The sequence below is a fragment of the Streptomyces sp. NPDC025638 genome (genome assembly GCF_055558775.1).
This window is the reverse complement of the sequence record NZ_JBVHLX010000013.1, coordinates 200,100-220,627: the sequence shown is the minus strand read 5'-3', so window position 1 is coordinate 220,627 and position 20,528 is coordinate 200,100. Positions and strand designations below refer to the sequence as shown.

The 20,528-nt window shown below is 70.8% G+C and carries 19 protein-coding genes; 8 read left to right on the top strand and 11 right to left on the bottom strand.

The genetic code is table 11. The annotated features are described in order from the left end of the window. Nucleotides 1–123 precede the first annotated feature (123 nt). The gene (locus tag ACZ4EG_RS31115) at nucleotides 124–2,214 is read left to right on the top strand and encodes a PTS fructose transporter subunit IIABC (RefSeq protein ID WP_467792909.1); all 2,091 of its coding nucleotides are present in this window, start codon (nucleotides 124–126) and stop codon (nucleotides 2,212–2,214) included. Between the two features lie 147 nt (nucleotides 2,215–2,361). Beyond that, nucleotides 2,362–2,610 carry a hypothetical protein gene (locus ACZ4EG_RS31110; RefSeq protein WP_390709835.1) on the top strand — a complete coding sequence of 83 codons (249 nt, stop codon included), beginning with the start codon at nucleotides 2,362–2,364 and terminating at the stop codon, nucleotides 2,608–2,610. Between the two features lie 58 nt (nucleotides 2,611–2,668). Here ACZ4EG_RS31110 and ACZ4EG_RS31105 read toward each other — a convergent pair whose 3' ends face one another. The 4 genes from ACZ4EG_RS31105 to ACZ4EG_RS31090 form a co-directional block, all read right to left on the bottom strand. Continuing rightward, entirely contained in the window at nucleotides 2,669–3,415 is a 747-nt protein-coding gene (locus ACZ4EG_RS31105) for a DUF6227 family protein (protein ID WP_453555282.1), read from the bottom strand. A 175-nt stretch (nucleotides 3,416–3,590) separates the two neighbouring features. Beyond that, the gene (locus ACZ4EG_RS31100) at nucleotides 3,591–4,811 is read right to left on the bottom strand and encodes a L,D-transpeptidase (protein ID WP_467792908.1); all 1,221 of its coding nucleotides are present in this window, start codon (nucleotides 4,809–4,811) and stop codon (nucleotides 3,591–3,593) included. 144 nt (nucleotides 4,812–4,955) lie between these two features. After that, a complete protein-coding gene (locus ACZ4EG_RS31095) occupies nucleotides 4,956–5,984 on the bottom strand; it encodes a P1 family peptidase (RefSeq protein WP_453555278.1) in 1,029 nt (342 codons plus the stop codon). A 39-nt stretch (nucleotides 5,985–6,023) separates the two neighbouring features. Continuing rightward, nucleotides 6,024–7,265, bottom strand: coding sequence for a low temperature requirement protein A (locus tag ACZ4EG_RS31090; protein WP_467792907.1), 1,242 nt, complete (start codon nucleotides 7,263–7,265; stop codon nucleotides 6,024–6,026). A 106-nt stretch (nucleotides 7,266–7,371) separates the two neighbouring features. On the opposite strand from ACZ4EG_RS31090, the gene ACZ4EG_RS31085 reads away from it, so the two are divergent. Continuing rightward, nucleotides 7,372–7,548 (top strand): hypothetical protein, encoded by a 177-nt coding sequence (locus ACZ4EG_RS31085; RefSeq protein ID WP_467792906.1) that lies wholly within the window; start codon nucleotides 7,372–7,374, stop codon nucleotides 7,546–7,548. A gap of 25 nt (nucleotides 7,549–7,573) precedes the next feature. Here the strand turns inward: ACZ4EG_RS31085 and mscL are convergent, their stop codons facing one another. From mscL to ACZ4EG_RS31055, 6 genes are all read right to left on the bottom strand, one after another. Further along, complete coding sequence (gene mscL / locus ACZ4EG_RS31080) at nucleotides 7,574–8,035, bottom strand: large conductance mechanosensitive channel protein MscL (protein WP_467792905.1); 462 nt, start codon at nucleotides 8,033–8,035, stop codon at nucleotides 7,574–7,576. A 162-nt stretch (nucleotides 8,036–8,197) separates the two neighbouring features. Then, complete coding sequence (locus ACZ4EG_RS31075; protein ID WP_467792904.1) at nucleotides 8,198–8,770, bottom strand: hypothetical protein; 573 nt, start codon at nucleotides 8,768–8,770, stop codon at nucleotides 8,198–8,200. A 177-nt stretch (nucleotides 8,771–8,947) separates the two neighbouring features. Continuing rightward, nucleotides 8,948–9,781, bottom strand: a complete 834-nt coding sequence (locus ACZ4EG_RS31070; RefSeq protein WP_467792903.1) for an S-methyl-5'-thioadenosine phosphorylase — start codon at nucleotides 9,779–9,781, stop codon at nucleotides 8,948–8,950. Nucleotides 9,782–9,880: 99 nt separating this feature from the next. Then, nucleotides 9,881–10,198 (bottom strand): FmdB family zinc ribbon protein, encoded by a 318-nt coding sequence (locus ACZ4EG_RS31065; protein ID WP_467792902.1) that lies wholly within the window; start codon nucleotides 10,196–10,198, stop codon nucleotides 9,881–9,883. A gap of 67 nt (nucleotides 10,199–10,265) precedes the next feature. Further along, entirely contained in the window at nucleotides 10,266–11,558 is a 1,293-nt protein-coding gene (locus tag ACZ4EG_RS31060; protein ID WP_467792901.1) for an MFS transporter, read from the bottom strand. 292 nt (nucleotides 11,559–11,850) lie between these two features. Next, a complete protein-coding gene (locus tag ACZ4EG_RS31055; protein WP_467792900.1) occupies nucleotides 11,851–13,404 on the bottom strand; it encodes a potassium/proton antiporter in 1,554 nt (517 codons plus the stop codon). A 215-nt stretch (nucleotides 13,405–13,619) separates the two neighbouring features. On the opposite strand from ACZ4EG_RS31055, the gene ACZ4EG_RS31050 reads away from it, so the two are divergent. Further along, entirely contained in the window at nucleotides 13,620–16,367 is a 2,748-nt protein-coding gene (locus ACZ4EG_RS31050; protein WP_467792899.1) for a penicillin acylase family protein, read from the top strand. A gap of 90 nt (nucleotides 16,368–16,457) precedes the next feature. Here the strand turns inward: ACZ4EG_RS31050 and ACZ4EG_RS31045 are convergent, their stop codons facing one another. Beyond that, on the bottom strand, nucleotides 16,458–17,039 hold the full coding sequence (locus ACZ4EG_RS31045) for a 5-formyltetrahydrofolate cyclo-ligase (protein WP_453555261.1): 582 nt from the start codon (nucleotides 17,037–17,039) through the stop codon (nucleotides 16,458–16,460). Between the two features lie 133 nt (nucleotides 17,040–17,172). On the opposite strand from ACZ4EG_RS31045, the gene galU reads away from it, so the two are divergent. The 4 genes from galU to ACZ4EG_RS31025 all read left to right on the top strand — a co-directional run bounded on the left by galU (nucleotide 17,173) and on the right by ACZ4EG_RS31025 (nucleotide 20,525). Continuing rightward, entirely contained in the window at nucleotides 17,173–18,084 is a 912-nt protein-coding gene (gene galU, locus ACZ4EG_RS31040; RefSeq protein WP_467792898.1) for a UTP--glucose-1-phosphate uridylyltransferase GalU, read from the top strand. Continuing rightward, complete coding sequence (glp, locus tag ACZ4EG_RS31035) at nucleotides 18,081–19,403, top strand: molybdotransferase-like divisome protein Glp (RefSeq protein ID WP_467792897.1); 1,323 nt, start codon at nucleotides 18,081–18,083, stop codon at nucleotides 19,401–19,403. Before galU ends, glp begins: the two co-directional genes overlap by 4 nt. 112 nt (nucleotides 19,404–19,515) lie before the next feature. Further along, entirely contained in the window at nucleotides 19,516–20,028 is a 513-nt protein-coding gene (gene moaC, locus ACZ4EG_RS31030) for a cyclic pyranopterin monophosphate synthase MoaC (protein ID WP_390709851.1), read from the top strand. Further along, nucleotides 20,025–20,525 (top strand): MogA/MoaB family molybdenum cofactor biosynthesis protein, encoded by a 501-nt coding sequence (locus ACZ4EG_RS31025; protein ID WP_467792896.1) that lies wholly within the window; start codon nucleotides 20,025–20,027, stop codon nucleotides 20,523–20,525. The genes moaC and ACZ4EG_RS31025 overlap by 4 nt, the downstream gene beginning before the upstream one ends. The last annotated feature ends 3 nt before the right edge of the window (nucleotides 20,526–20,528 follow it).

Genomic DNA, 20,528 nt, shown 5'->3' with positions numbered 1-20,528 from the left:
CACCACCCCCGCACTCTTCGGATCCACCGAACTCCCCACACCCCCCGCTTTCCCCCGCAGCACCCCCGTCCCCACTCCCGCCCACTGCACTCCACGGGCGATACGCGTGCATAGGAGCCCGCGATGAGCGACATGATCACCGCGGACCTGGTCGACCTCGACCTGTCCGCCGACACCAAGGAAGCGGCGGCGCGTGCCCTCGCCGAGCGCATGGTGGCCCTGGGCCGGGTGACCGACCTGGAGGGCTTCCTCGCCGACGTGGCCGCCCGGGAGGCACAGATGCCGACCGGCCTGGACGGCGGCATCGGCATCCCGCACTGCCGCAGCACGTATGTGACCGAGCCGACGCTGGCCTTCGGGCGCAGCGCCGCCGGGATCGACTTCGGCGCGGCGGACGGCCCGGCCGACCTCGTCTTCCTGATCGCGGCCCCGGCCGGTGCCGACGACGCCCATCTGACGATCCTGTCCTCGCTGGCCCGGCAGTTGATGAACACCGAGTTCACCGACGCGCTGCGCTCGGCGGGCGACGCGGGCGCGGCGGCCGCGCTGATCCGCGGCGACAAGGTGCCCGCGGGCGAGGCAGAGGCGGATGCGGGTGAGGGCGCTGCCGCGGGCGCCTCCGAAGGCACCGCTGCGGCGCCGGGGGCGGCCTCCGCCGGCGCCGCGGCGGGCAGTACGGCACAGGGCGCCACGCCGAGTGCCTCCGGCGCGGGCGGCGAGCGCGCGTTCCGTGTCGTCGCCGTCACCTCCTGCCCGACCGGCATCGCCCACACCTACATGGCGGCCGAGTCGCTGGAGCACGCGGGCCGCGAGGCGGGCGTCGAGGTCCTCGTCGAGACGCAGGGCTCGGCCGGCTTCACCCGGCTCGACCCGGCCGTGATCGCTGCGGCGGACGCGGTGATCTTCGCGCACGACGTCCCGGTGCGCGACAAGGACCGCTTCGCCGGGAAGCCCACGGTCGACGTCGGCGTGAAGGCGGGCATCAACCGTCCCGCCGAGCTGATCGCCGAGGTGCGCGCCAAGGCCGAGCGCGGCGAGGTGACGGCGGGCTCCGCGCCCGCCACGCCGGTCGAGCGCGCGGGCGACTCCACCGAGGGCTACGGCACCAAGCTCCGCAAGTGGCTGATGTCCGGCGTCAGCTACATGGTCCCGTTCGTCGCGGCCGGCGGTCTGCTGATCGCCCTCGGCTTCGCGATCGGCGGCTACAAGATCAACAAGGCGCCGTCGGTGATGGACCACTTCGTGTGGACGCAGACCGACAGCTGGGGCGCGCTGTTCTTCCAGATCGGCGTCGTGGCCTTCGCCTTCCTCGTCCCGGTCCTCGCCGGATACATCGCCTACGGCATGGCGGACCGCCCAGGCCTCGTCCCCGGCTTCGTCGGCGGCTCCATAGCCCTCACCATCAACGCGGGCTTCCTCGGCGGTCTGGCGGCCGGTCTGATCGCCGGTGGCGTGGTGATGGCGATCCAGCGGATCGACATCCCGGCGGCGTTGCGCGGCATCATGCCGGTGGTGGTGATCCCGCTGATCTCCTCGGCGATCGTCGGATTCCTGATGTTCGTCGTGATCGGCAAGCCCATCGCGTCCGCCCAGAAGGGCATGACGGACTGGCTGAACGGCCTCACCGGCACCAACGCCATCCTGCTCGGCGCCCTGCTCGGCCTGATGATGTGCTTCGACCTCGGCGGCCCGGTCAACAAGGTCGCGTACACCTTCGCCACGGCCGGCATCGCGGTCGCGAGCCCCAGCGACTCCGCGATGAAGATCATGGCCGCGGTCATGGCGGCCGGTATGGTCCCGCCGCTGGCGATGGCCCTGGCCACCACCGTGCGCGGCAGGCTCTTCACCCAGACCGAGCGCGAGAACGGCAAGGCCGCCTGGGTCCTGGGCGCCTCCTTCATCTCGGAGGGCGCCATCCCGTTCGCCGCGGCCGACCCGCTGCGCGTCATCCCGTCGGCGATGGTCGGCGGTGCGGTCACCGGCGCCCTGTCGATGGCCTTCGGCGCCACCCTGCGCGCCCCGCACGGCGGCATCTTCGTGGTCCCGCTGATCGGCAACCCGTTCCTCTACCTGGTCGCCATCGCGACCGGTGTGTGCGTCACGACGGCGCTGGTGGTCATCCTGAAGGGCATGCGCAAGCAGTCCGTCAGCACCGGGCCGACGGCGAACGCGACTACGGCGAAGTCGGAGGCGCAGCAGCCGGTGGCGGCGTAACGGCCCGCCGCCCTCGCCCCCTTGACCCCTTGACCCCTTTTACTCTTCGCCCCCTGTCCCTTTCGGGCGCTGTGAGTCGTTCACGGCACCTGCGAGATACGTCACGGTCCGGGACCAAAGTCCCGGGCCGTGGTGTGTACTGGGCGCATGCCTGAGCACGTCTCGATTCTCCAGCTGACCGGCGTGGTCGGCCTGGCCCTGGTGACCGCCACCTGGGTCATCCTCCTGCGCACCCGGCGTCGCGCCCGCGCCGTGGCCGTCGTACGGCGCTCGGGTCCCGTGCTCCAGGCCCTCCCGCATCAGCGCCAGGCCCCGCCCCACAGGGAGTCCGTCGAACTGACCCCGGCGGAGAAGGACGCGTTCGCGGGCCTGATGCGACGGCTCGACGAGCGCTAGGCCTCAAGAGAAGCGCCTCGGAGGAGCGCCTCGGGGGAAGGGTCTCGGGGGAAATGCCTCAGGCCTGCCGTGCCGCCCGGCGCTCCATGGCGTCGCGGGCTGCGTCCTCCGACATGTACACCTCGCACATGTGCCGTCCGTCGGGCGTCGCCGTGTGCTCGACCTCCCAGAGGGAGAGTTCCTCGCCGTCGCGCAGCAGGAAAGCGTGCTCGTAGAGCGAGAAGCACAGCCCCACCCGGCCGGCCCGCCCCGGGCGGCCGAAGGCCTGGGTGATCTGGTGCGCGAACGCCGTCGTCAGCAGCGCGGCCATCTCCGTGCCCGGCCGGTCCGGGTTCTCCGCGCGGCGCAGAAGCCGGCGCGCGTGGTCCGCCGAGTCGTCCGGAACATACACGTGTCGTGGCTCGAGAATCGGCGACAGCTGTGTCAGCACCGGCAGTTCGAAGTCCGGCGCGTCCGGCGGCAGCCGCAGCCGGGCGGTCGCGGCGCGCAGCTCCTCCTCGTCCACATACACCTCGTGCTGGGGCTCGCTGCCGGGTGCGGTGTTGTGGACGAGCTCCCAGAGGGTGATGGCCGAGCCGTCGGAGAGCAGCCAGGTGTGCCGGTACGTCTCGCGGTGCAGCCCCGAGCTGTGGTGCGCGGAGTGCAGCGAACTGTCGTGCGCCAGGGCGCAGTCGAGCTGTCGTATGGCCTCGTCGGGCAGCTCGAAGGAGTTCAGGGCGCGACGGAGGAGTCGCGCGAGGTGCTCCTCCGGAGACTCGGGCGACTCGGCTGGTTCGTACGCTGTCGTCTCGTACGGAACGCTCAAGGTTGCTCCCGGCGTTGCTGCATGTCACCTTGTGGGTGCATACCGTAGCCCCTCGGTCGGACATCATGTCCGGGAACCGAGAAAACGTACGTCGGGAAAACGCGCGGGCCGCGCGGATGGTTCCCGCACGGCCCGACAACCCGTCAGAACAAGCCAGTCAGAGGGCACTTCCCGATCAGGCGGCGCTGCCCGCCTGCCACTCGCTCCACGACATGTTCCAGCCGTTGAGCCCGTTGTCCGGGGACACCGTCTTGTCGGGGGAGTTCTTCACGATCACGACGTCCCCGATGAGCGAGTTGTCGTAGAACCACTTGGCGGTCGTGCTCCCCTGCGCGCCCCGCACGTCCTGGAGTCCTACGCAGCCGTGGCTGGTGCCCTGGCGGCCGAAGGGCGGGTTGCCCTGGTTGTACCAGTAGTTGCCGTGGACGAACGTGCCGGACGTCGTCAGGCGCATCGCGTGCGGCACGTCCGAGATGTCGTACTCGCCGCCGTAGCCCACCGTCGATCCGTTCATGCGCGTCTGCACGAACTTCTCGGAGATCACCATCTGCCCGTTGTACGTGGTGTGCTCCGGGCTGCCCGACGAGATCGGGACCGACCTGACCGTCCTGCCGTCCCGCACCACCGTCATCGTCTGCGTGTTGACGTCGACCGTGGAGACCTGCGAGCGCCCGACGGTGAAGGTCACCTTCTTCTTCTGCACGCCGTAGACGCCGTTCGCGCCCTGGACCCCGTCCAGGTCGATCTTCATCGTGACCTTGGAACCGGCCTTCCAGTACTCCTGGGGCCGGAAGTCGATCCGCTGCGCCCCGAACCAGTGGCCGACCACCTGCTGGCCACTGCTGGAGGTCACCGTGATGTGCGACTGCACGGCCTTCTTGTCGGTGATGGCCTTGTCGAAGTTGAACGACACCGGCATCCCGACACCGACCGTCGTGCCGTTGTCCGGCGTGTACGTGCCGATGAAGCTGTTCGCCGTCGTCACCGTGGTGAAGATGGAATTGGCCGCGGACGTATGCCCGTTGGTGTCCTTCGCGGTCGCCGAGATCTGGTACTTGGTCCCGCGCTCCAACTGCTCCTTCGGCTTCCAGGTGGCGCCGTCGGCCGAGATCGTGCCCGGCACGGCCTGCCCCGACCCTGCCACGGTCATCTTCACCTCGGTCAGCTTGCCGCCGCTGACCTTCACGCCGGTGGCGTTGATGGACGCGCTGGTCGAGCCGTCCTTGGCCGAGATGGCTATCTGCGCCGAGGACGTCTTGGCCGAGTCCTTGCCGCCCTTGGAGTCGTCGCTGTTGGCGTTGGCATTGCCGCCGCAGGCGGTGAGGGTGAGGGCGCCGACCATCAGGGCGGCACAGGCCCCCAGTGCGCGCCGCGCTGCAATGTCCGGCGTTGTCACGGGCTGCTCCAGTTTCGTGTGATGTGGGTGATCCGCTCCAGTGCGTGGAGAAAGAGGGAACCGCAGCCCGCGCGGGTTCCCTCCAACCCCCCTGAACACCACCACGTGACAGAACCGGGACAATCCGCGGACGGCAGCGGCTCGTTACCGGGAGCCGTACAACTCCCCGTACGACGGCCACGTTCCGCCCGGCCCGTCCACCGACTCGGCGGCGCGTACGGCGCGGACGATCGCGCGCGTCACGAGGTCCGCGCCGGCCGCGAGGATGTCGTTGAGCGCGAGCGGGCGCTCGGCGTCGAGCGGGCGCGCTCCCGTGGCCAGCGCGAACACGGTGTCGCCGTCGTTCAGCAGATGCACCGGGCGCACGGCGCGCGCGATGCCGTCGTGCGCGGTGCCGGCCACCTTCTGCGCCTGCGCCTTGGAGAGTTCCGCGTCGGTGGCGACCACGGCGAGCGTGGTGTTCAGCACCGGAGGGGTGTTCTTCGCGGCGGCCTCGGCAAGGCGCCGGCGTGCGGCCTCGTGCACCCGCGCCTCCGGATACTCCACCCGCCCCTGGAACAACTCCCCGTACAACACCCCCGTTTCCGGATCCAGCACCGATCCCACGGCGTTGGCGACCACCAGCGCGGCCACCGTGATCCCCGAGTCCAGGACGGTGCTCGCGGTGCCGACCCCGCCCTTCAGCCACTTCACCGCTGCGCCCGTACCGGCCCCCACACACCCCTGCGGCACCGGCGCGCCCGGTGCGCTCGCCGCGGCCGCCTCGACCGCTGCCCGGCCCGTCGACGCGTCCGGCCTGGCCCGGAAGTTCCCGCCCCGGCCGAGGTCGAAGAGGCAGGCGGCGGGCACCACCGGGACAACATGCGCCGGGTCGGGCCCGACCGGGACTCCGCGCCCCTGTTCCTCCAGCCAGGCCATCACCCCGGACGCCGCGTCGAGCCCGTACGCGCTGCCGCCGGTCAGCACGACCGCCTCGACCTTCTGTACCACGTTGCGCGGGTCGAGGGCGTCGGTCTCCTTGGTGCCAGGGCCACCGCCGCGCACGTCCACGGCGGCGACGGCGCCGCCCTCGGGAGCGAGGATCACCGTGGTGCCCGTGAGCCAGCCGTCGCCGCTGCGTGTCGCGTGCCCCACCCGCAGTCCGGCCACGTCCGTCAATGCGTCAACTGTCATGGCAGCCAGTCTGTACCGGCCCGGGCCGCGCAGGAGGGCTCACGCGGCGGTCGCGGTCGCCTTCGCGCCGCCCTCGCGGGCGCCCGTCCGCGCCGTCAGGATCACCCCCGTCACCACGGCCAGCGCCGACACCAGGCCCGCCGCGAGCACCGCCCAGTCGCCCAGGAAGGTGCAGCAGATCACCAGCAGCGCCGTGACCGGCAGCACCAGCTGCTGGGCTGTGCCGATCTTGAAGTGGCGCGAGTGCAACGCCCAGACGGTGAGCAGATACAGCGCCGTCGGCAGGGTGACGGCCGCCGAGGCGGACAGGACGGAGATGTGCGCCTTGCCGACCGCCTGCTCGACCGCCACCTCCAGACCGGCGCCGATTGCGGCGGCCGAGGAGAAGATCAGGTAGTGGCCGTAGCCCCACAGGAACGACTGCTTGTTGGAGCGCAGATGCCCGTGGATCGGCACCGCGAAATAGATCCACCACGCGGAGAAGACGATCAGCAGACCGCCCGCCGCGATCGGCAGCAGCTCGCCCAGCGCGTCGTGCTCGTCCACGGCCGACTTCACGGCGACCGTGGCCGCGGCGATCGTCTCGCCGAGCACGATGATCGTGAACAGCCCGTACCGTTCGGCGATGTGGTGCGGATGCCAGGACGTGGCGCAGGCCCTCTCCGCGTACACCGGCACGCACAACTCCGCGATCGCCATGACCAGGAACAGCCAGGGGCGCGCGGGTTCCGGCAGGAGCACCAGGCCGACCCAGCCCACCTGGCACGCCAGGACCCCACCGGCGTACCGCAGGGCCATGGCTCTCTCCGCGCCACGGGCCGATCTCGCGGCTCTGAGCCACTGCGTGGCCATCGCCAGCCGCATGATGACGTAGCCGAGGAACACCACCAGGTAGTTGTGGTCCTGGAACGCCCGGGAGACGCCGGCGGCCAGGACGAGGACGCCGGCGATCTGGACCAGCGTGACGGCCCGGTACAGCACGTCGTCGTTGTCGTACGCCGAGGCGAACCAGGTGAAGTTCATCCAGGCCCACCAGATGGCGAAGAACACGAACGCGTAGTTCAGGATGCCGTGACCCGCGTGACCCCCGGCCACTGAGTGCACGAGCTGGACGCCGGCCTGCGCGATGGCCACGACGAAGCACAGGTCGAAGAAGAGTTCGAGCGGCGAGGCGACACGGTGTGCCTCGTCGCGCCCGCGTGCGGTGAGCCGGCGCAGGGGTCCAAGGGGCTGCTGCCCGCCCGGGGAGGAGGCGGGCGCCGAAGCGGAACTCGACATCATGCCTCCCAGCACAGCATGAAAATTCACCGACATCTTGTGCATGGATTCACAAGCGGACCGGGGGACGAAAGGCGGGGGGAGGGACGCGGGCCCGTACCCTTGAGGCATGAGCAGCGACCCCGCCCCCGAGCCGCGTGACCCGAGGTCCGCGCTGGTCTTCGACGACCCGCTGAACCAGCAGTCCTCGGACGACACGGACCGCGGCTGGGGCGAGCGCGGGGACGGCGACAGCGCCGCCGACCTGAAGCGGTTCCTCGACGAGAAGCCGCCCCACCACCTCTGAGCCCGCCCTGGCGAGAACTGCGCCGCTACCGTTCGCCGCGGCCCGAGGCGCCGCGCTGTGCGATCAGCTCGTCGCGGATCTGCTGGAGCACCTCCAGCTCCGTCACCTCGATGACCTCCTGCGTGCCCTCCCGGGCCTTGCGGCGGGCCTCCACCCGGGCCAGGTACTTCGCCATCGGCAGCACCATCAGGAAGTAGACCACCGTCGCGGTGATCACAAAGCTGAGCGTGGCACCGAGGACGGAGCCCCACAGCAACTGGATGCCGTGGGTGCCTTGGCACGACGAGCTCAGGCACGAGCGGTAGTTGTCGAGGTTCTGTGTGCCGATCGTGCCGACCAGCGGGTTGATTATGCCCTTCACCAGCGAGTTCACGATGTTCGTGAAGGCCGCGCCGATGACCACCGCGACCGCCAGATCGACGACGTTGCCGCGCATCAGGAAGGCCTTGAAGCCCTCCCATATGCTCGGTTCCTTCCTCTTGCTCACCTCGGAGACTCTCCTCGCGCGCACAGGGTGTGGAACGAAACGCTCCGCAACCTACGGCACGATGCCGCCATCCTGTCCAGTTCCTCGGCTCGCCTCCTGTCCGGTTCCATGGCTCGGTCCGATGGCGAAAAGGGATGTCGCCGGGCGGACGGTGGCGGGTGCTCAGCACAGCGTCACCGCCAGCCGGGCGGTCGCGCTCGCGCCGACGAGACGCGCCGCGGTCGAACGCGGCACCGAGAGCACGACCAGCGCCCCGCTCTCCGCGGCGCCGTCCAGGGGCTCCGGGAGCCTTGTCACCCGCGCACCGCGCGCGATCACCCGGGCATCCCCGCCCGCGGCCGGATCCTCGGCGGCGATCACGTCGACCCGGTCGCCGGGCCGCAGCAGCCGGACGGTGGCGGCATCCGCGATCCGTACGGCCGCGGTGACCACCTCCACCGCACGGTGACGTCGTGCGGGCTCCGCCACCGGATGCCCGCGTGCCCGCTCGCCCTGGTCCCGATCCGTCGCGGCGCGCGGTCCGGCGGCCACGAGCGCTGCCGCGGTGACGGCGAGCCCGGCCGCCACGGCCCGCCGGCGATGCCGCACGAGCCGTTGCAGCCGATACCGCCCGCCGCGCACCCGCACCGGCGCGAAGTGCGGGACCTCGCACGTGGCGGGAGCGTCGGTGCCCAGCGGGCGCGGGGAGGGAAGGGGAGAGGGCGAGGGGAAGGACGGGGAGGGAGCGACGGGCACGGGAACCACCACCTGCGACGAGGAATCGGCTTGCGAAACCACGATGAGGCCTCGCGCCGAAGCTCGCCGGAGCCGGTGGGCTACTGGCGGGTTGTGGACAACTCGCTCACCCGACCGTGGTCAGACCGTGGTCACAGCAGCTCGGATCCCGTGGTCGCGCCGGCTCGGACCCCGTGGTCACGGCAGCTCGAATCCCGGATTCATCCCGCCGAGCGCGTTCGCGCACAGGCAGTCCCGCGCGGCGTTGTCCGGCAGTGCCGCCACCGCGTCGAACAGGACGCCCCGCATCCGGTCCACGTTGGCCGCGAACACCCGCAGGACCTCCTCGTGCGAGACTCCCTCGCCGGTCTCCGCGCCCGCGTCGAGGTCGGTGACGAGCGTCAAGGACGTGTAGCAGAGCTCCAGTTCACGGGCGAGCGCCGCCTCCGGGTGGCCGGTCATGCCCACCACGGACCAGCCCTGCGCCTGGTGCCAGAGCGATTCGGCGCGGGTGGAGAAGCGCGGCCCCTCGACCACGACCAGCGTGCCGCCGTCCACGGGCTCCCAGTCCCGGCCACGGGCGGCCTTCAGTGCGGCGGCCCGCCCGGTGGGGCAGTAGGGGTCGGCCAGGGACACGTGCACCACGTTCGGCACGGTGCCGTCGGCCAGCGGCAGCCCGTCGAAGTACGTGCCCACCCGGGACTTCGTGCGGTCCACCAGCTGGTCCGGCACGAGCAGCGTGCCGGGCCCGTACTCGGGGCGCAGACCGCCGACCGCGCAGGGCCCGACGACCTGGCGGACGCCCAGGGAGCGCAGGGCCCAGAGGTTGGCGCGGTAGTTGATGCGATGCGGCGGCAGATGGTGTCCGCGTCCGTGCCGGGGCAGAAAGACGACCCGTCGGCCGGCGATCTCGCCGAGGAAGAGGGAGTCGCTGGGTGCACCGTAGGGGGTGTCCACCTGGACCTCGGTCACGTCGTCGAGGAACGAGTAGAACCCCGATCCGCCGATCACACCGATCTCTGCGTTCGCCATGACGAGCACATTAGCTGGCTGCGCAAACGCGGGGGAGCCGGTCCCGGGGAACACCGAAACCCTGCCGTCGGGCGACGGCAGGGTCTGCGGGGAGGAGTCTCAGGCGGCGGAGCTGCTGGTGGAGCTCGACGACGGCTTCGAGTCGGACGCCGAGGAGTTCGACGAGCTCGTCGAACTCGTCGAGGCCGACGAGGAGGAGCTCGACGAGGACTTCGACGCCGGGCTGCTGCTCGACGAGGAGCCACGGCTGTCGTTGCGGTAGAAGCCGGAGCCCTTGAAGACGATGCCGACCGCGGAGAACACCTTCTTGAGGCGGCCACCGCAGTTGGGGCACTCGGTCAGGGCGTCGTCGGTGAACTTCTGCACCGCCTCGAGGCCCTCGCCGCACTCGGTGCACTGGTACTGGTACGTCGGCACTGTCTTCCTCCTGGCACTCTTACTCGATGAGTGCTAACGACGGTCCATAGTGACGTATTCCCGGGGATCAGTCCACCGTCACCGGCACGCGGTGACCGACGCCACGTGCGACGGTGCGGGTCCGCGGCCGGGCGGCCAGCAGCGAGCGCAGCGCCACCAGGGTCGCCAGGGCGAGCACGGTACCGGCCATCGGAACCAGGAATCCGGCACCGTCCCAGAGGCGGTCCTCCAGCTGCCCGGCCACGGTGACCGCGGCCGCCTGGCCCAGGGCGACCGCGCCGGTCAGCCAGGTGAAGGCCTCGGTGCGGGCACCGGCCGGGACCAGGCCCTCGACCAGGGTGTAGCCGGTGATCAAGGCGGGGGCGATGCACATGCCGACGAGGAGGCCGAGGCCCGCCAGGACGAGCGCCGAGTGGGCGGTCCACAGGGCGGAGGCGGTCAGCGCGAGGGCCGTGTAGCCGAGGACGAGGCGCCGCTGCGGGGCGACCTTCCAGGCGATCGCGCCGCAGGCGATCCCGGAGAGCATGTTGCCCGCCGCGAAGGTGCCGTACAGGACGCCGTTCAGGCCGGGCTCGCCGATCGACTCGGTGAACGCGGCGAGGCCGACCTGCATGCCGCCGAAGACCGACCCGATGCCCAGGAAGGTCACCACCAGCACCCGCACCCCGGGGACGCGGAGCGCGGAGGCGTGCTTCACGCGCGCGTGCCCGGCGTCGGTCACCGGCGGCTGGGTGCTCTTCCGCGCGGCGAACAGCAGGCCGCCGAACAGGGTCAATGCGGCCTCCGTGATCAGGCCGGCGGCCGGGTCCACGGCGGTGCACAGCGCGGTCGCCAGCAGCGGGCCGACGACGAAGGTCAGCTCGTCCGTGACGGACTCGAAGGCGGCCGCGGTGGCCATCAGGGGCGAGTCCTGGAGCTTCACGCCCCAGCGGGCGCGCACCATGGGGCCGATCTGTGGCACCGAGGCGCCGGTGGGCACGGCCGCGACGAACAGCGCCCACAGGGGTGCGTGGGCCAGGGCGAGCGCCGTCAGGGTCAGGGCGGACAGGGTGTGCACGAGGATGCCGGGGAGCAGCACGGCGCGCTGGCCGTGGCGGTCGGCGAGACGGCCGCTGTAGGGCGCGAACAGTGCCATGGAGACACCGGTGGCGGCCGCGGCTGCGCCCGCGGCGCCGTAGGACCCGGTGGTGTGCTGCACCAGCAGCACGATGGAGAGGGTGAGCATCGCGAACGGCTGGCGTGCCGCGAAGCCGGGGAGCAGGAACGTCCAGGCGCCGCGGGTGCGCAGCAGCTGTCCGTATCCCGGGCGGGACGGTGCAGCCGAGTTCTTCGACGGCTCGGTGGTGACCGTGGATGCCACGGCCCGTGCCTTTCTGCCGCCTGGTAGCGCGGCCCCTTGTCCGGCTGGTCGCCGTGCGGGGTGCGCCGAGAGCTGTCCTCTTGCGCGGAACTGCGGTAGATACCGGCGCCCACGTGCAGAGGAGAGCGGTCCGGCCGCCATACGGTCGCGCCAGCTCTGCGTCAGGCAGAGTTGGTTCGATCAGGGTGCCTTCATCGTACAGGGGGCAACTCGCCGTACACCTATGAAAATGAGCACCATCGGGTGTGTTCACCTGGGATTGGCAGTGGTGTGAACCGTACGAAACACGCCCTTAACGGGAGCCGGCGCCGTTCCGGCCCAGGCCGAGCCATCCGGCCAGCTTGCCGCCCTGGGCGACCGCGCGCAGCCGGCGCTCCGCGGCGTCCCGGACGGGGTCCGTGGCGACCACGAGCAGTTCGTCCCCGTGCCGCAGCACCGTCGTCGGCAGGGGTACGAACGACTCTCCCTCGCGGACGACGAGGGTGACGGCCGCCCCGGCGGGCAGCCGCAGCTCGTTGACCTCGACGCCGTTCATCCGCGAGCCCTCGGGGATCGCGACGGAGAGCAGATGCCCGCGCAGCCGCTCCAGGGGCGCCGACTCGATGCCCAGGTCGGCGGCCTCCGGGCTGTCGCCGAGGCGCAGCTTGCCCGCCAGCCAGGGCAGCGTGGGCCCCTGGACGAGGGTGTAGACGACGACCAGTACGAAGACGATGTTAAAGATGCGGTGGCTGGCGTCGACGCCGTTCACCATGGGGATGGTCGCCAGGATGATGGGCACGGCGCCGCGCAGGCCGGCCCACGACATCAGGGTCTGCTCCTGCCACGGCACCCGGAACGGCACCAGGCTCAGCACCACGCTCAGCGGGCGCGCCACCATGGTCAGCACGAGGCCGATGACGAGGGCGGGCCAGATGTCGTCGCCCAGTTCGTGCGGGGTGACCAGCAGGCCGAGCAGGACGAACATGCCGATCTGGGCGATCCAGCCGAGTCCCTCGGCGAAGCCGCGGGTGGCGGGCCAGTGCGGCAGCTTGGCGTTGCCGAGCACCATCGAGGCGAGATAGACCGCGATGAAGCCGCTGCCGTGCGCGAGCGCACCGCCCGCGTACGCCGTGACCGCGATCGCCATGACGGCGATCGGGTAGAGGCCGGAGGCGGGCAGCGCCACGTGCCGCAGGCCCCAGGAGCCGAGCCAGCCCACGGCGAGCCCGATGGTCATGCCGATGCCCAGCTCCAGCGCTATCTCGCCCAGCAGCACGTACCAGTGCTGGACCGGGCCGGTCTGGGAGAAGGCCACGACCAGGATGACCACGGGGGCGTCGTTGAACCCGGACTCCGCCTCCAGGGTGCCCGTCACGCGCGCGGGCAGGGGAATTCTGCGCAGCACGGAGAAGACCGCCGCCGCGTCCGTCGAGGACACCACCGCGCCGATGATGAGCGCCTGCCGCCACCCCAGCCCGATCAGGTAGTGCGCGCCCGCCGCCGTGACCCCGACACTGATCGCGACCCCGACCAGCGCCAGCGTGGAGGCGGCCGGCAGGGCCGGTTCGATCTCCTTCCACTTCGTGGTGAGACCACCCTCGGCCAGGATCACGACCAGGGCCGCGTACCCGATGAGCTGGGTCAGTTCGGCGTTGCTGAACTGGACGTTCCCGATGCCGTCCTGGCCCATGAGGACGCCGATGCCCAGGTAGACGAGCAGGCTGGGGAGCCCGCTGCGCGAGGAGATCCGAACCGCCGCGACCGCGACGAGCAGGACGAGGGAGCAGACGAGCAGGAGCTGGTTGAGGTGGTGGACAGTCAGCGGCGGTTCCCTTCGCTGCCCCGCGCGCGGGGGACACGCGGGCACACGTACACAAGACCCGAGGCTGCGGCACTCCGCACCCAAGTACTTTGTTACCTTACCTAACTCTTGACGTTTTCTTGACACTCCACGAGGCAAGATCGAACGTCCGTGCGCGCTGGTTCACCGACTCCGCGTCAAGTGGCACGGGGCCCTGCGCCTATGGTTGCTCCAGCACTCCAGGACCGCCTGCCGCTCGCGTTAGGACAGCAAGGACAGCGATGCCCCCCAACACCACCGCCTCAACGGGTGACAAGCCCGGCAAGTCCGGCAGGAAGAAGGGGCGCAAAGCCCGACTCATCGTGCTCGTGCTGGTGCTGGCCATCATCGGAGGCGTCACCTACGGGGCGTACTGGTCCATCAGCACGGTCCGCGCCTCCTTCCCGCAGACCACGGGTTCGATCACACTCCAGGGCCTCTCGGGCCCCGTCGACGTGAAGCGGGACGGCTACGGCATCCCGCAGATCTACGCCTCGTCCGACGAGGACCTGTTCATGGCGCAGGGCTACGTCCAGGCGCAGGACCGGTTCTACGAGATGGACGTGCGCCGCCACATGACCTCCGGGCGCCTGTCGGAGATGTTCGGCAAGAGCCAGGTCGGGAACGACGAGTTCCTGCGCACCCTGGGCTGGGACAAGATCGCCAAGCAGGAGTACGACTCCAAGCTGTCGGCCGCCACGAAGAAGTACCTCCAGGCGTACGCCAAGGGCGTCAACGCGTATCTGGAGGGCAAGGACGGCAAGGACCTCTCCCTGGAGTACGCCGCCCTCGGGTTCACCAACGACTACAAGCCCGAGCAGTGGACCCCGGTCGACTCGGTCTCCTGGCTGAAGGCGATGGCCTGGGACCTGCGCGGCAACATGAAGGACGAGATCGACCGCGCCCTGATGACCAGCCGTCTCGGCCCCCAGCAGATCGCCGACCTGTACCCCGAGTACCCGTACAGCCGCCACAAGACGATCGTCCGGACCGGCCAGTACGACGCGGTCACCAAGACGTTCGGGCAGGGCGGCACACAGGGCACGACGGGCACCACCGGCACCTCGCACTCGTCGACCGCGGGTTCGGCCCTCACGAGCCAGCTGGCGGGCCTCTACAAGGTCCTGGACAACGTCCCCGCGGCCGTCGGCGTGAACGGCCAGGGCATCGGCTCCAACTCCTGGGTCGTCGCCGGGAACCACACCATCACCGGGCATCCGCTGCTCGCCAACGACCCGCACCTGTCGCCCTCGCTGCCGTCCGTCTGGTACCAGATGGGCCTGCACTGCCGCACGGTCTCCGCCAAGTGCCAGTACGACGTCACCGGCTACACCTTCGCCGGCATGCCGGGCGTCATAATCGGCCACAACGCGGACATCGCGTGGGGCATGACCAACTCCGAGGTCGACGTCACCGACCTCTACCTGGAGAAGCTCAGCGGCGACGGCTACCTCTACGACGGCAAGGTCAAGCCCTTCACCTCCCGCGAGGAGACGATCAAGGTCGCCGGGGGCGAGTCCAAGAAGATCGTCGTCCGCCTTACCGCGGACGGGATGCCGCTGCTGTCCGACCGCGACGACGAGCTCGTCAAGGTCGGCAGGAGGGCCACCGTCGACACCGCCGCACCCGACCGCGGCGACGGCTACGGCATCGCCCTGAAGTGGACGGCCCTGCAGCCGGGCACCACCATGGACGCCGTCTTCGCCATGGACCGGGCGGGAGACTGGAACGACTTCCGCGCCGCGGCCGCGCTGTTCGACGTGCCCTCGCAGAACCTGATCTACGCCGACAAGGACAACATCGGCTACACCCTGCCCGGAAAGATCCCCACGCGCGCGCAGGGCGACGACGGCTCGATCCCGGCCCCGGGCTGGGACTCCAAGTACCGCTGGACCGGCTACATCAAGCAGGACGAGCTGCCCTACGAGTACAACCCCTCGCGTGGCTACATCGTCACCGCCAACCAGGCCGTCGTCGACAAGGACAAGTACCCCTACACGCTCACCACGGACTGGGGCTACGGCGCCCGCAGCCAGCGGATAACCGATCTGATCGAGTCGAAGATCAAGGGCGACGGCAAGATCTCGACCGACGACATGCGCCAGATGCAGCTGGACAACAGCAGCGAGATCGCCAAGCTGCTCGTGCCCAAGCTGCTGAAGATCAACCTCGGCGACAAGGACGTGCGCGACGCTCAGAAGCTGCTGGAGGGCTGGGACTACACCCAGGACGCCGACTCCGCGGCGGCCGCCTACTTCAACGCCGTCTGGCGCAACATCCTCAAGCTCGCCTTCGGCAACAAGATGCCCAAGGAGCTGCGGGTCAAGGGCCAGTGCCTGTGGGTGGACAAGATCGACAACACCGGCCCGGTGGACGACGACGCCAAGGTGCGCGAGTGCGGCGAGCGCGACGCCGACCAGGCGCAGCCGGATGGCGGCGACCGCTGGTTCGAGGTGGTCCGCAAGCTCATGGACAAGCCGGACAGCGACTGGTGGAAGGCGCCGGCCGGAGTGGGCGACCGCCCCAAGGCCGACAACCGCGACGAGCTGTTCAAGCGCGCCCTGATCGACGCCCGCTGGGAGCTGACCGCCAAGCTCGGCAAGGACATCGACACCTGGAGCTGGGGCCGGCTGCACCGCCTGTTCCTGAAGAACCAGACCCTGGGCACCGAGGGCCCGGGCGTCCTGCAGTACGTCCTCAACCGCGGCCCCTGGAGGCTCAGCGGCGGCGAGGCGACGGTCAACGCGTCCGGCTGGAACGCGGCCGGCGGCTACGGCGTCGTGTGGGTGCCGTCGATGCGGATGGTGGTCAACCTCGCCGATCTCGACAAGTCCAAGTGGATCAATCTGACCGGGGCCTCCGGGCACGCCTACAGCGCCCACTACACCGACCAGACCGGCAAGTGGGCCAAGGGCGAGCTGCTGCCGTGGTCGTTCTCGGCGAAGGCGGTCGACGGCAGCACGAGCGACACGCTCGTCCTCAAGCCGTGAGCCGCTGACCGCACGTCCCCCGAAGTGGCCCTCCACGCGCGCGTGGAGGGCCACTTCGCATCGGGGGACCACCCGGGGAGGGGCGAGAGGTCAGGCGGCCTTGAAGCGGCGCAGGCCCGACGGGGTCACCACCGCGTCCACCGGCCGGTCGTGCGCCTCCTCGGGGACGCGCTCGACGACCTCCGAGTCGTACAGGAGCACCACGAGCGCGGGGTGCGCGTCCGCCCGCTCCAGCCGGGCCAGTACGCGGTCGTACGACCCCCCGCCGCGTCCCAGGCGCATCCCGCGCGCGTCCACCGCGAGCCCGGGCAGCAGGACGACGTCGGCGGACGTCACGGCGTCCGGGCCCAGGCGTTCGCCGGCGGGCTCGAAGAGCGCCATCTTTCCGCCGTGTTGGACGCGTGCGAGGGAGCCCTCCCCGGTGTACGCGCCCCAGTCCAGGTCGTTGTCCGGCAGCAGCGCCGGCAGGAGCACGCGCACGCCGCGAGCGTGCAGGGCGTCCAGCAGCGCGAGCGTGCCGGGTTCGCTCTCCACGGAGACGTACGCCGCCACCGTGCGCGCACGCCTCAGCTCGGGCAGCTCCAGCGCGCGCTCGGCCAGCGCCGTGCCCGCATCCCTGACGACATCCGCCGTCAACCTGTTCCTCACCGCGAGGAACTCTCGCCGCAACATTCGCTTGTCAGGATCCACCGCACGTCCGACGTGTTCCACTGGTCGCTCTTGCACCCTTCCTAATGTGCTCATATGAGAGCTAATTAACCGGACCCGCGGATTCCCCGCAAAGCCACCGGATAAGGTTGCGGTCATGACTCAGTCGCACCCCAGGATCAGCAAGGCTGTCATTCCCGCAGCAGGCCTCGGTACCCGGTTCCTGCCGGCCACCAAAGCCACTCCCAAGGAGATGCTGCCGGTCGTGGACAAGCCCGCGATCCAGTACGTGGTCGAGGAGGCCGTGTCGGCGGGGCTCGACGACGTGCTCATGATCACCGGACGCAACAAGCGCCCCCTCGAGGACCACTTCGACCGCAACTACGAGCTCGAGTCGGCCCTGCAGAAGAAGGGCGACGCCGAGCGGCTCGCCAAGGTCCAGGAGTCCAGCGACCTCGCCACCATGCACTATGTGCGCCAGGGCGACCCGAGGGGTCTTGGTCACGCCGTCCTGTGCGCCGCCCCGCACGTCGGGCACGAGCCCTTCGCCGTCCTGCTCGGCGACGACCTGATCGACCCGCGCGACCCCCTGCTCCAGCGCATGATCGAGGTCCAGGAGCAGCACGGCGGCAGCGTCATCGCGCTCATGGAGGTCGCGCCCGAGCAGATCCACCTCTACGGCTGCGCGGCCGTGGAGAGCACCACCGACGGCGATGTGGTCAAGGTGACGGGCCTGGTCGAGAAGCCGGACCCGGCGGACGCCCCGTCGAACTACGCCGTCATCGGCCGCTACGTCCTCGACCCGCACGTCTTCGAGATACTGCGTCAGACCGAGCCCGGGCGCGGCGGTGAGATCCAGCTCACCGACGCCCTCCAGCAGCTCGCGCAGGACGAGAAGGTCGGCGGCCCGGTGCACGGCGTCGTCTTCAAGGGCCGCCGCTATGACACCGGCGACCGTGGCGACTATCTGCGTGCCATTGTCAGACTCGCATGCGAACGTGAAGACCTGGGCCCGGACTTCCGGACCTGGCTTCGCAGTTACGTAGCCGAGGAGATGCAGCAACGTTGAGCAGCGCCGCGACCCGCCCCGCCGGCCAGGACCACCTGTGGTCGGTGGACGAGCACCTGGAGGACATCCTCGCCACCGTCCGCCCCCTCGACCCCATCGAGCTGCAACTGCTCGACGCCCAGGGCTGCATCCTGGTCGACGACGTCACGGTGCCGGTCTCGCTGCCACCGTTCGACAACAGCTCCATGGACGGGTACGCGGTGCGCGTCGCGGACATCGCGGGCGCGAGCGAGGAGTTCCCCGCCGTCCTGGAGGTCGTCGGGGACGTCGCGGCGGGCGCCGCCCATCTGGCCCGGGTCGGCCCGGGCCAGGCGGCCCGCATCATGACCGGCGCACCGCTGCCGCCCGGCGCGGAGGCCGTCGTCCCCGTGGAGTGGACCGACGGAGGCCTCGGCGAGGGGCCCGTGAGCGGGATGCCCGCCCGCAGCCTGGCGCCCGAGGGCGCCACCGGGCATGTGAACGTGTACCGGCCGGCCGAGGCACGCGCGCATGTGCGCGCGGTGGGCAGCGACGTGAGGGCCGGCGACCGCGCCCTGGAGGCCGGCACGGTCCTCGGCCCGCCGCAGATCGCGCTGCTCGCCGCGATCGGGCGCGGCACGGTGCGCGTGCGCCCGCGGCCGCGCGTGGTCGTGGTGTCCACCGGCAGCGAGCTGGTCCAGCCCGGCGAGGAACTGGGCAGCGGCCAGATCTACGACTCCAACAGCTTCGCCCTGACCGCCGCCGCCCGGGACGCGGGTGCGATCGCCTACCGGGTGGGCGCCGTCGTCGACGACGCCGAGACGCTGCGGTCCACCATCGAGGACCAGCTCATCCGAGCCGACCTGCTGGTCACCACCGGCGGGGTGAGCGTCGGGGCGTACGACGTGGTCAAGGAGGCGCTGTCGCACGTCGGCGACGAGGACGAGGCGGGCGGCGGCGTCGAGTTCCGCAAGCTCGCCATGCAGCCGGGCAAGCCCCAGGGCTTCGGCTCCATCGGCCCCGACCACACCCCCCTGCTCGCGCTGCCGGGCAACCCCGTGTCGTCGTACGTCTCCTTCGAGCTGTTCGTCCGCCCCGCCATCCGTACCCTGATGGGCCTTGAGGACCTCCATCGCCCGACGACCCGGGCGAACCTGAAGGCGGACCAGGCGCTCAGCTCGCCGAAGGGGCGCAGGCAGTTCGTGCGGGCGACGCACACCGAGGGCGAGGTCACGCCCGTGGGCGGTGCCGGATCCCATCTGGTCGCGGCCCTGGCCCACGCCGACGCGCTGATCGTCGTACCCGAGGACGTCGAATCCGTCGAACCCGGCACGGAGGTCGAGGTCGTCCTGCTGGGCTGAGCCCGGCCCCGGGGGTCCCGCACCGGTGCGCACGCCGACTTGGCGGTAGCGTGTCGCGCACAGCAGGCCCGTGCGCCGCACCGCGACGGGCCCGGACCAGGAGCGCCACACCATGACTGTGCCTTCCCGGGGGGAGACCCCCGGACCCCCTGTGCAGGACCGACTCACGCACATCGACGAGGCGGGCGCGGCCCGCATGGTCGACGTGTCCGGGAAGGACGTGACCGCGCGCACCGCCCGTGCCAGCGGCCGTGTCCTCGTCTCGCCCCGCGTGGTCGAGCTGCTGCGCGGCGAAGGGGTTCCCAAGGGAGACGCGCTCGCCACCGCGCGCATCGCCGGGATCATGGGCGCCAAGCGCACCCCGGACCTGATCCCCCTGTGCCACCCGTTGTCGGTCTCCGGTGTGAAACTGGAGCTGTCGGTCGCGGACGACGCCGTCGAGATCCGGGCCACCGTGAAGACCACGGACCGCACGGGTGTCGAGATGGAGGCCCTCACCGCGGTGTCGGTCGCCGCGCTCACCGTGATCGACATGGTCAAGGCCGTAGACAAGGGAGCGGTCATCACGGACGTACGGGTGGAGGAGAAGACGGGCGGCAAGTCGGGCGATTGGAGCCGGGCATGACATACCGGGCCCTTGTGGTCACCGCCTCCAACAGGGCTGCCGTCGGGGTCTACGAGGACCGGGGCGGTCCGCTGATCGCCGAGGGCCTCGCCGGCTTCGGCTTCGCCGTGGACGGTCCGCGGGTCGTCCCCGACGGCGACCCCGTGGAGGCGGCCCTGCGCGCCGGTGTCGAGGCGGAGTACGACGCCATCGTCACCACCGGCGGCACCGGCGTCTCGCCGACCGACCGCACGCCCGAGGCGACGCGCAGGGTGATCGACTACGAGGTGCCGGGCATCGCGGAGGCCGTCCGGGCGTTCGGAATGCGGAAGGTGCCGACCGCGGCCCTGTCCCGGGGCCTGGCCGGAGTGGCGGGGCGGACGCTGATCGTCAATCTGCCGGGCTCCACCGGCGGGGTGAAGGACGGCCTCGCCGTCCTGGAGCCCCTGCTGGTCCACGCCGTGGACCAGATCCGCGGCGGCGACCACCCCAGACCCGGACATGGGGGTGCGAGCTGAACA

Excerpts from the sequence above, each read along its gene's own strand:
- ACZ4EG_RS31115 (WP_467792909.1), top strand. The coding sequence starts at position 124 with ATGAGCGACATGATCACCGCGGACCTGGTCGACCTCGACCTGTCCGCC.
- ACZ4EG_RS31110 (WP_390709835.1), top strand. The coding sequence starts at position 2,362 with ATGCCTGAGCACGTCTCGATTCTCCAGCTGACCGGCGTGGTCGGCCTG.
- ACZ4EG_RS31095 (WP_453555278.1), bottom strand. The coding sequence starts at position 5,984 with ATGACAGTTGACGCATTGACGGACGTGGCCGGACTGCGGGTGGGGCAC.
- ACZ4EG_RS31090 (WP_467792907.1), bottom strand. The coding sequence starts at position 7,265 with ATGATGTCGAGTTCCGCTTCGGCGCCCGCCTCCTCCCCGGGCGGGCAG.
- ACZ4EG_RS31085 (WP_467792906.1), top strand. The coding sequence starts at position 7,372 with ATGAGCAGCGACCCCGCCCCCGAGCCGCGTGACCCGAGGTCCGCGCTG.
- ACZ4EG_RS31070 (WP_467792903.1), bottom strand. The coding sequence starts at position 9,781 with ATGGCGAACGCAGAGATCGGTGTGATCGGCGGATCGGGGTTCTACTCG.
- ACZ4EG_RS31050 (WP_467792899.1), top strand. The coding sequence starts at position 13,620 with ATGCCCCCCAACACCACCGCCTCAACGGGTGACAAGCCCGGCAAGTCC.
- ACZ4EG_RS31045 (WP_453555261.1), bottom strand. The coding sequence starts at position 17,039 with ATGTTGCGGCGAGAGTTCCTCGCGGTGAGGAACAGGTTGACGGCGGAT.
- galU (WP_467792898.1), top strand. The coding sequence starts at position 17,173 with ATGACTCAGTCGCACCCCAGGATCAGCAAGGCTGTCATTCCCGCAGCA.
- moaC (WP_390709851.1), top strand. The coding sequence starts at position 19,516 with ATGACTGTGCCTTCCCGGGGGGAGACCCCCGGACCCCCTGTGCAGGAC.
- ACZ4EG_RS31025 (WP_467792896.1), top strand. The coding sequence starts at position 20,025 with ATGACATACCGGGCCCTTGTGGTCACCGCCTCCAACAGGGCTGCCGTC.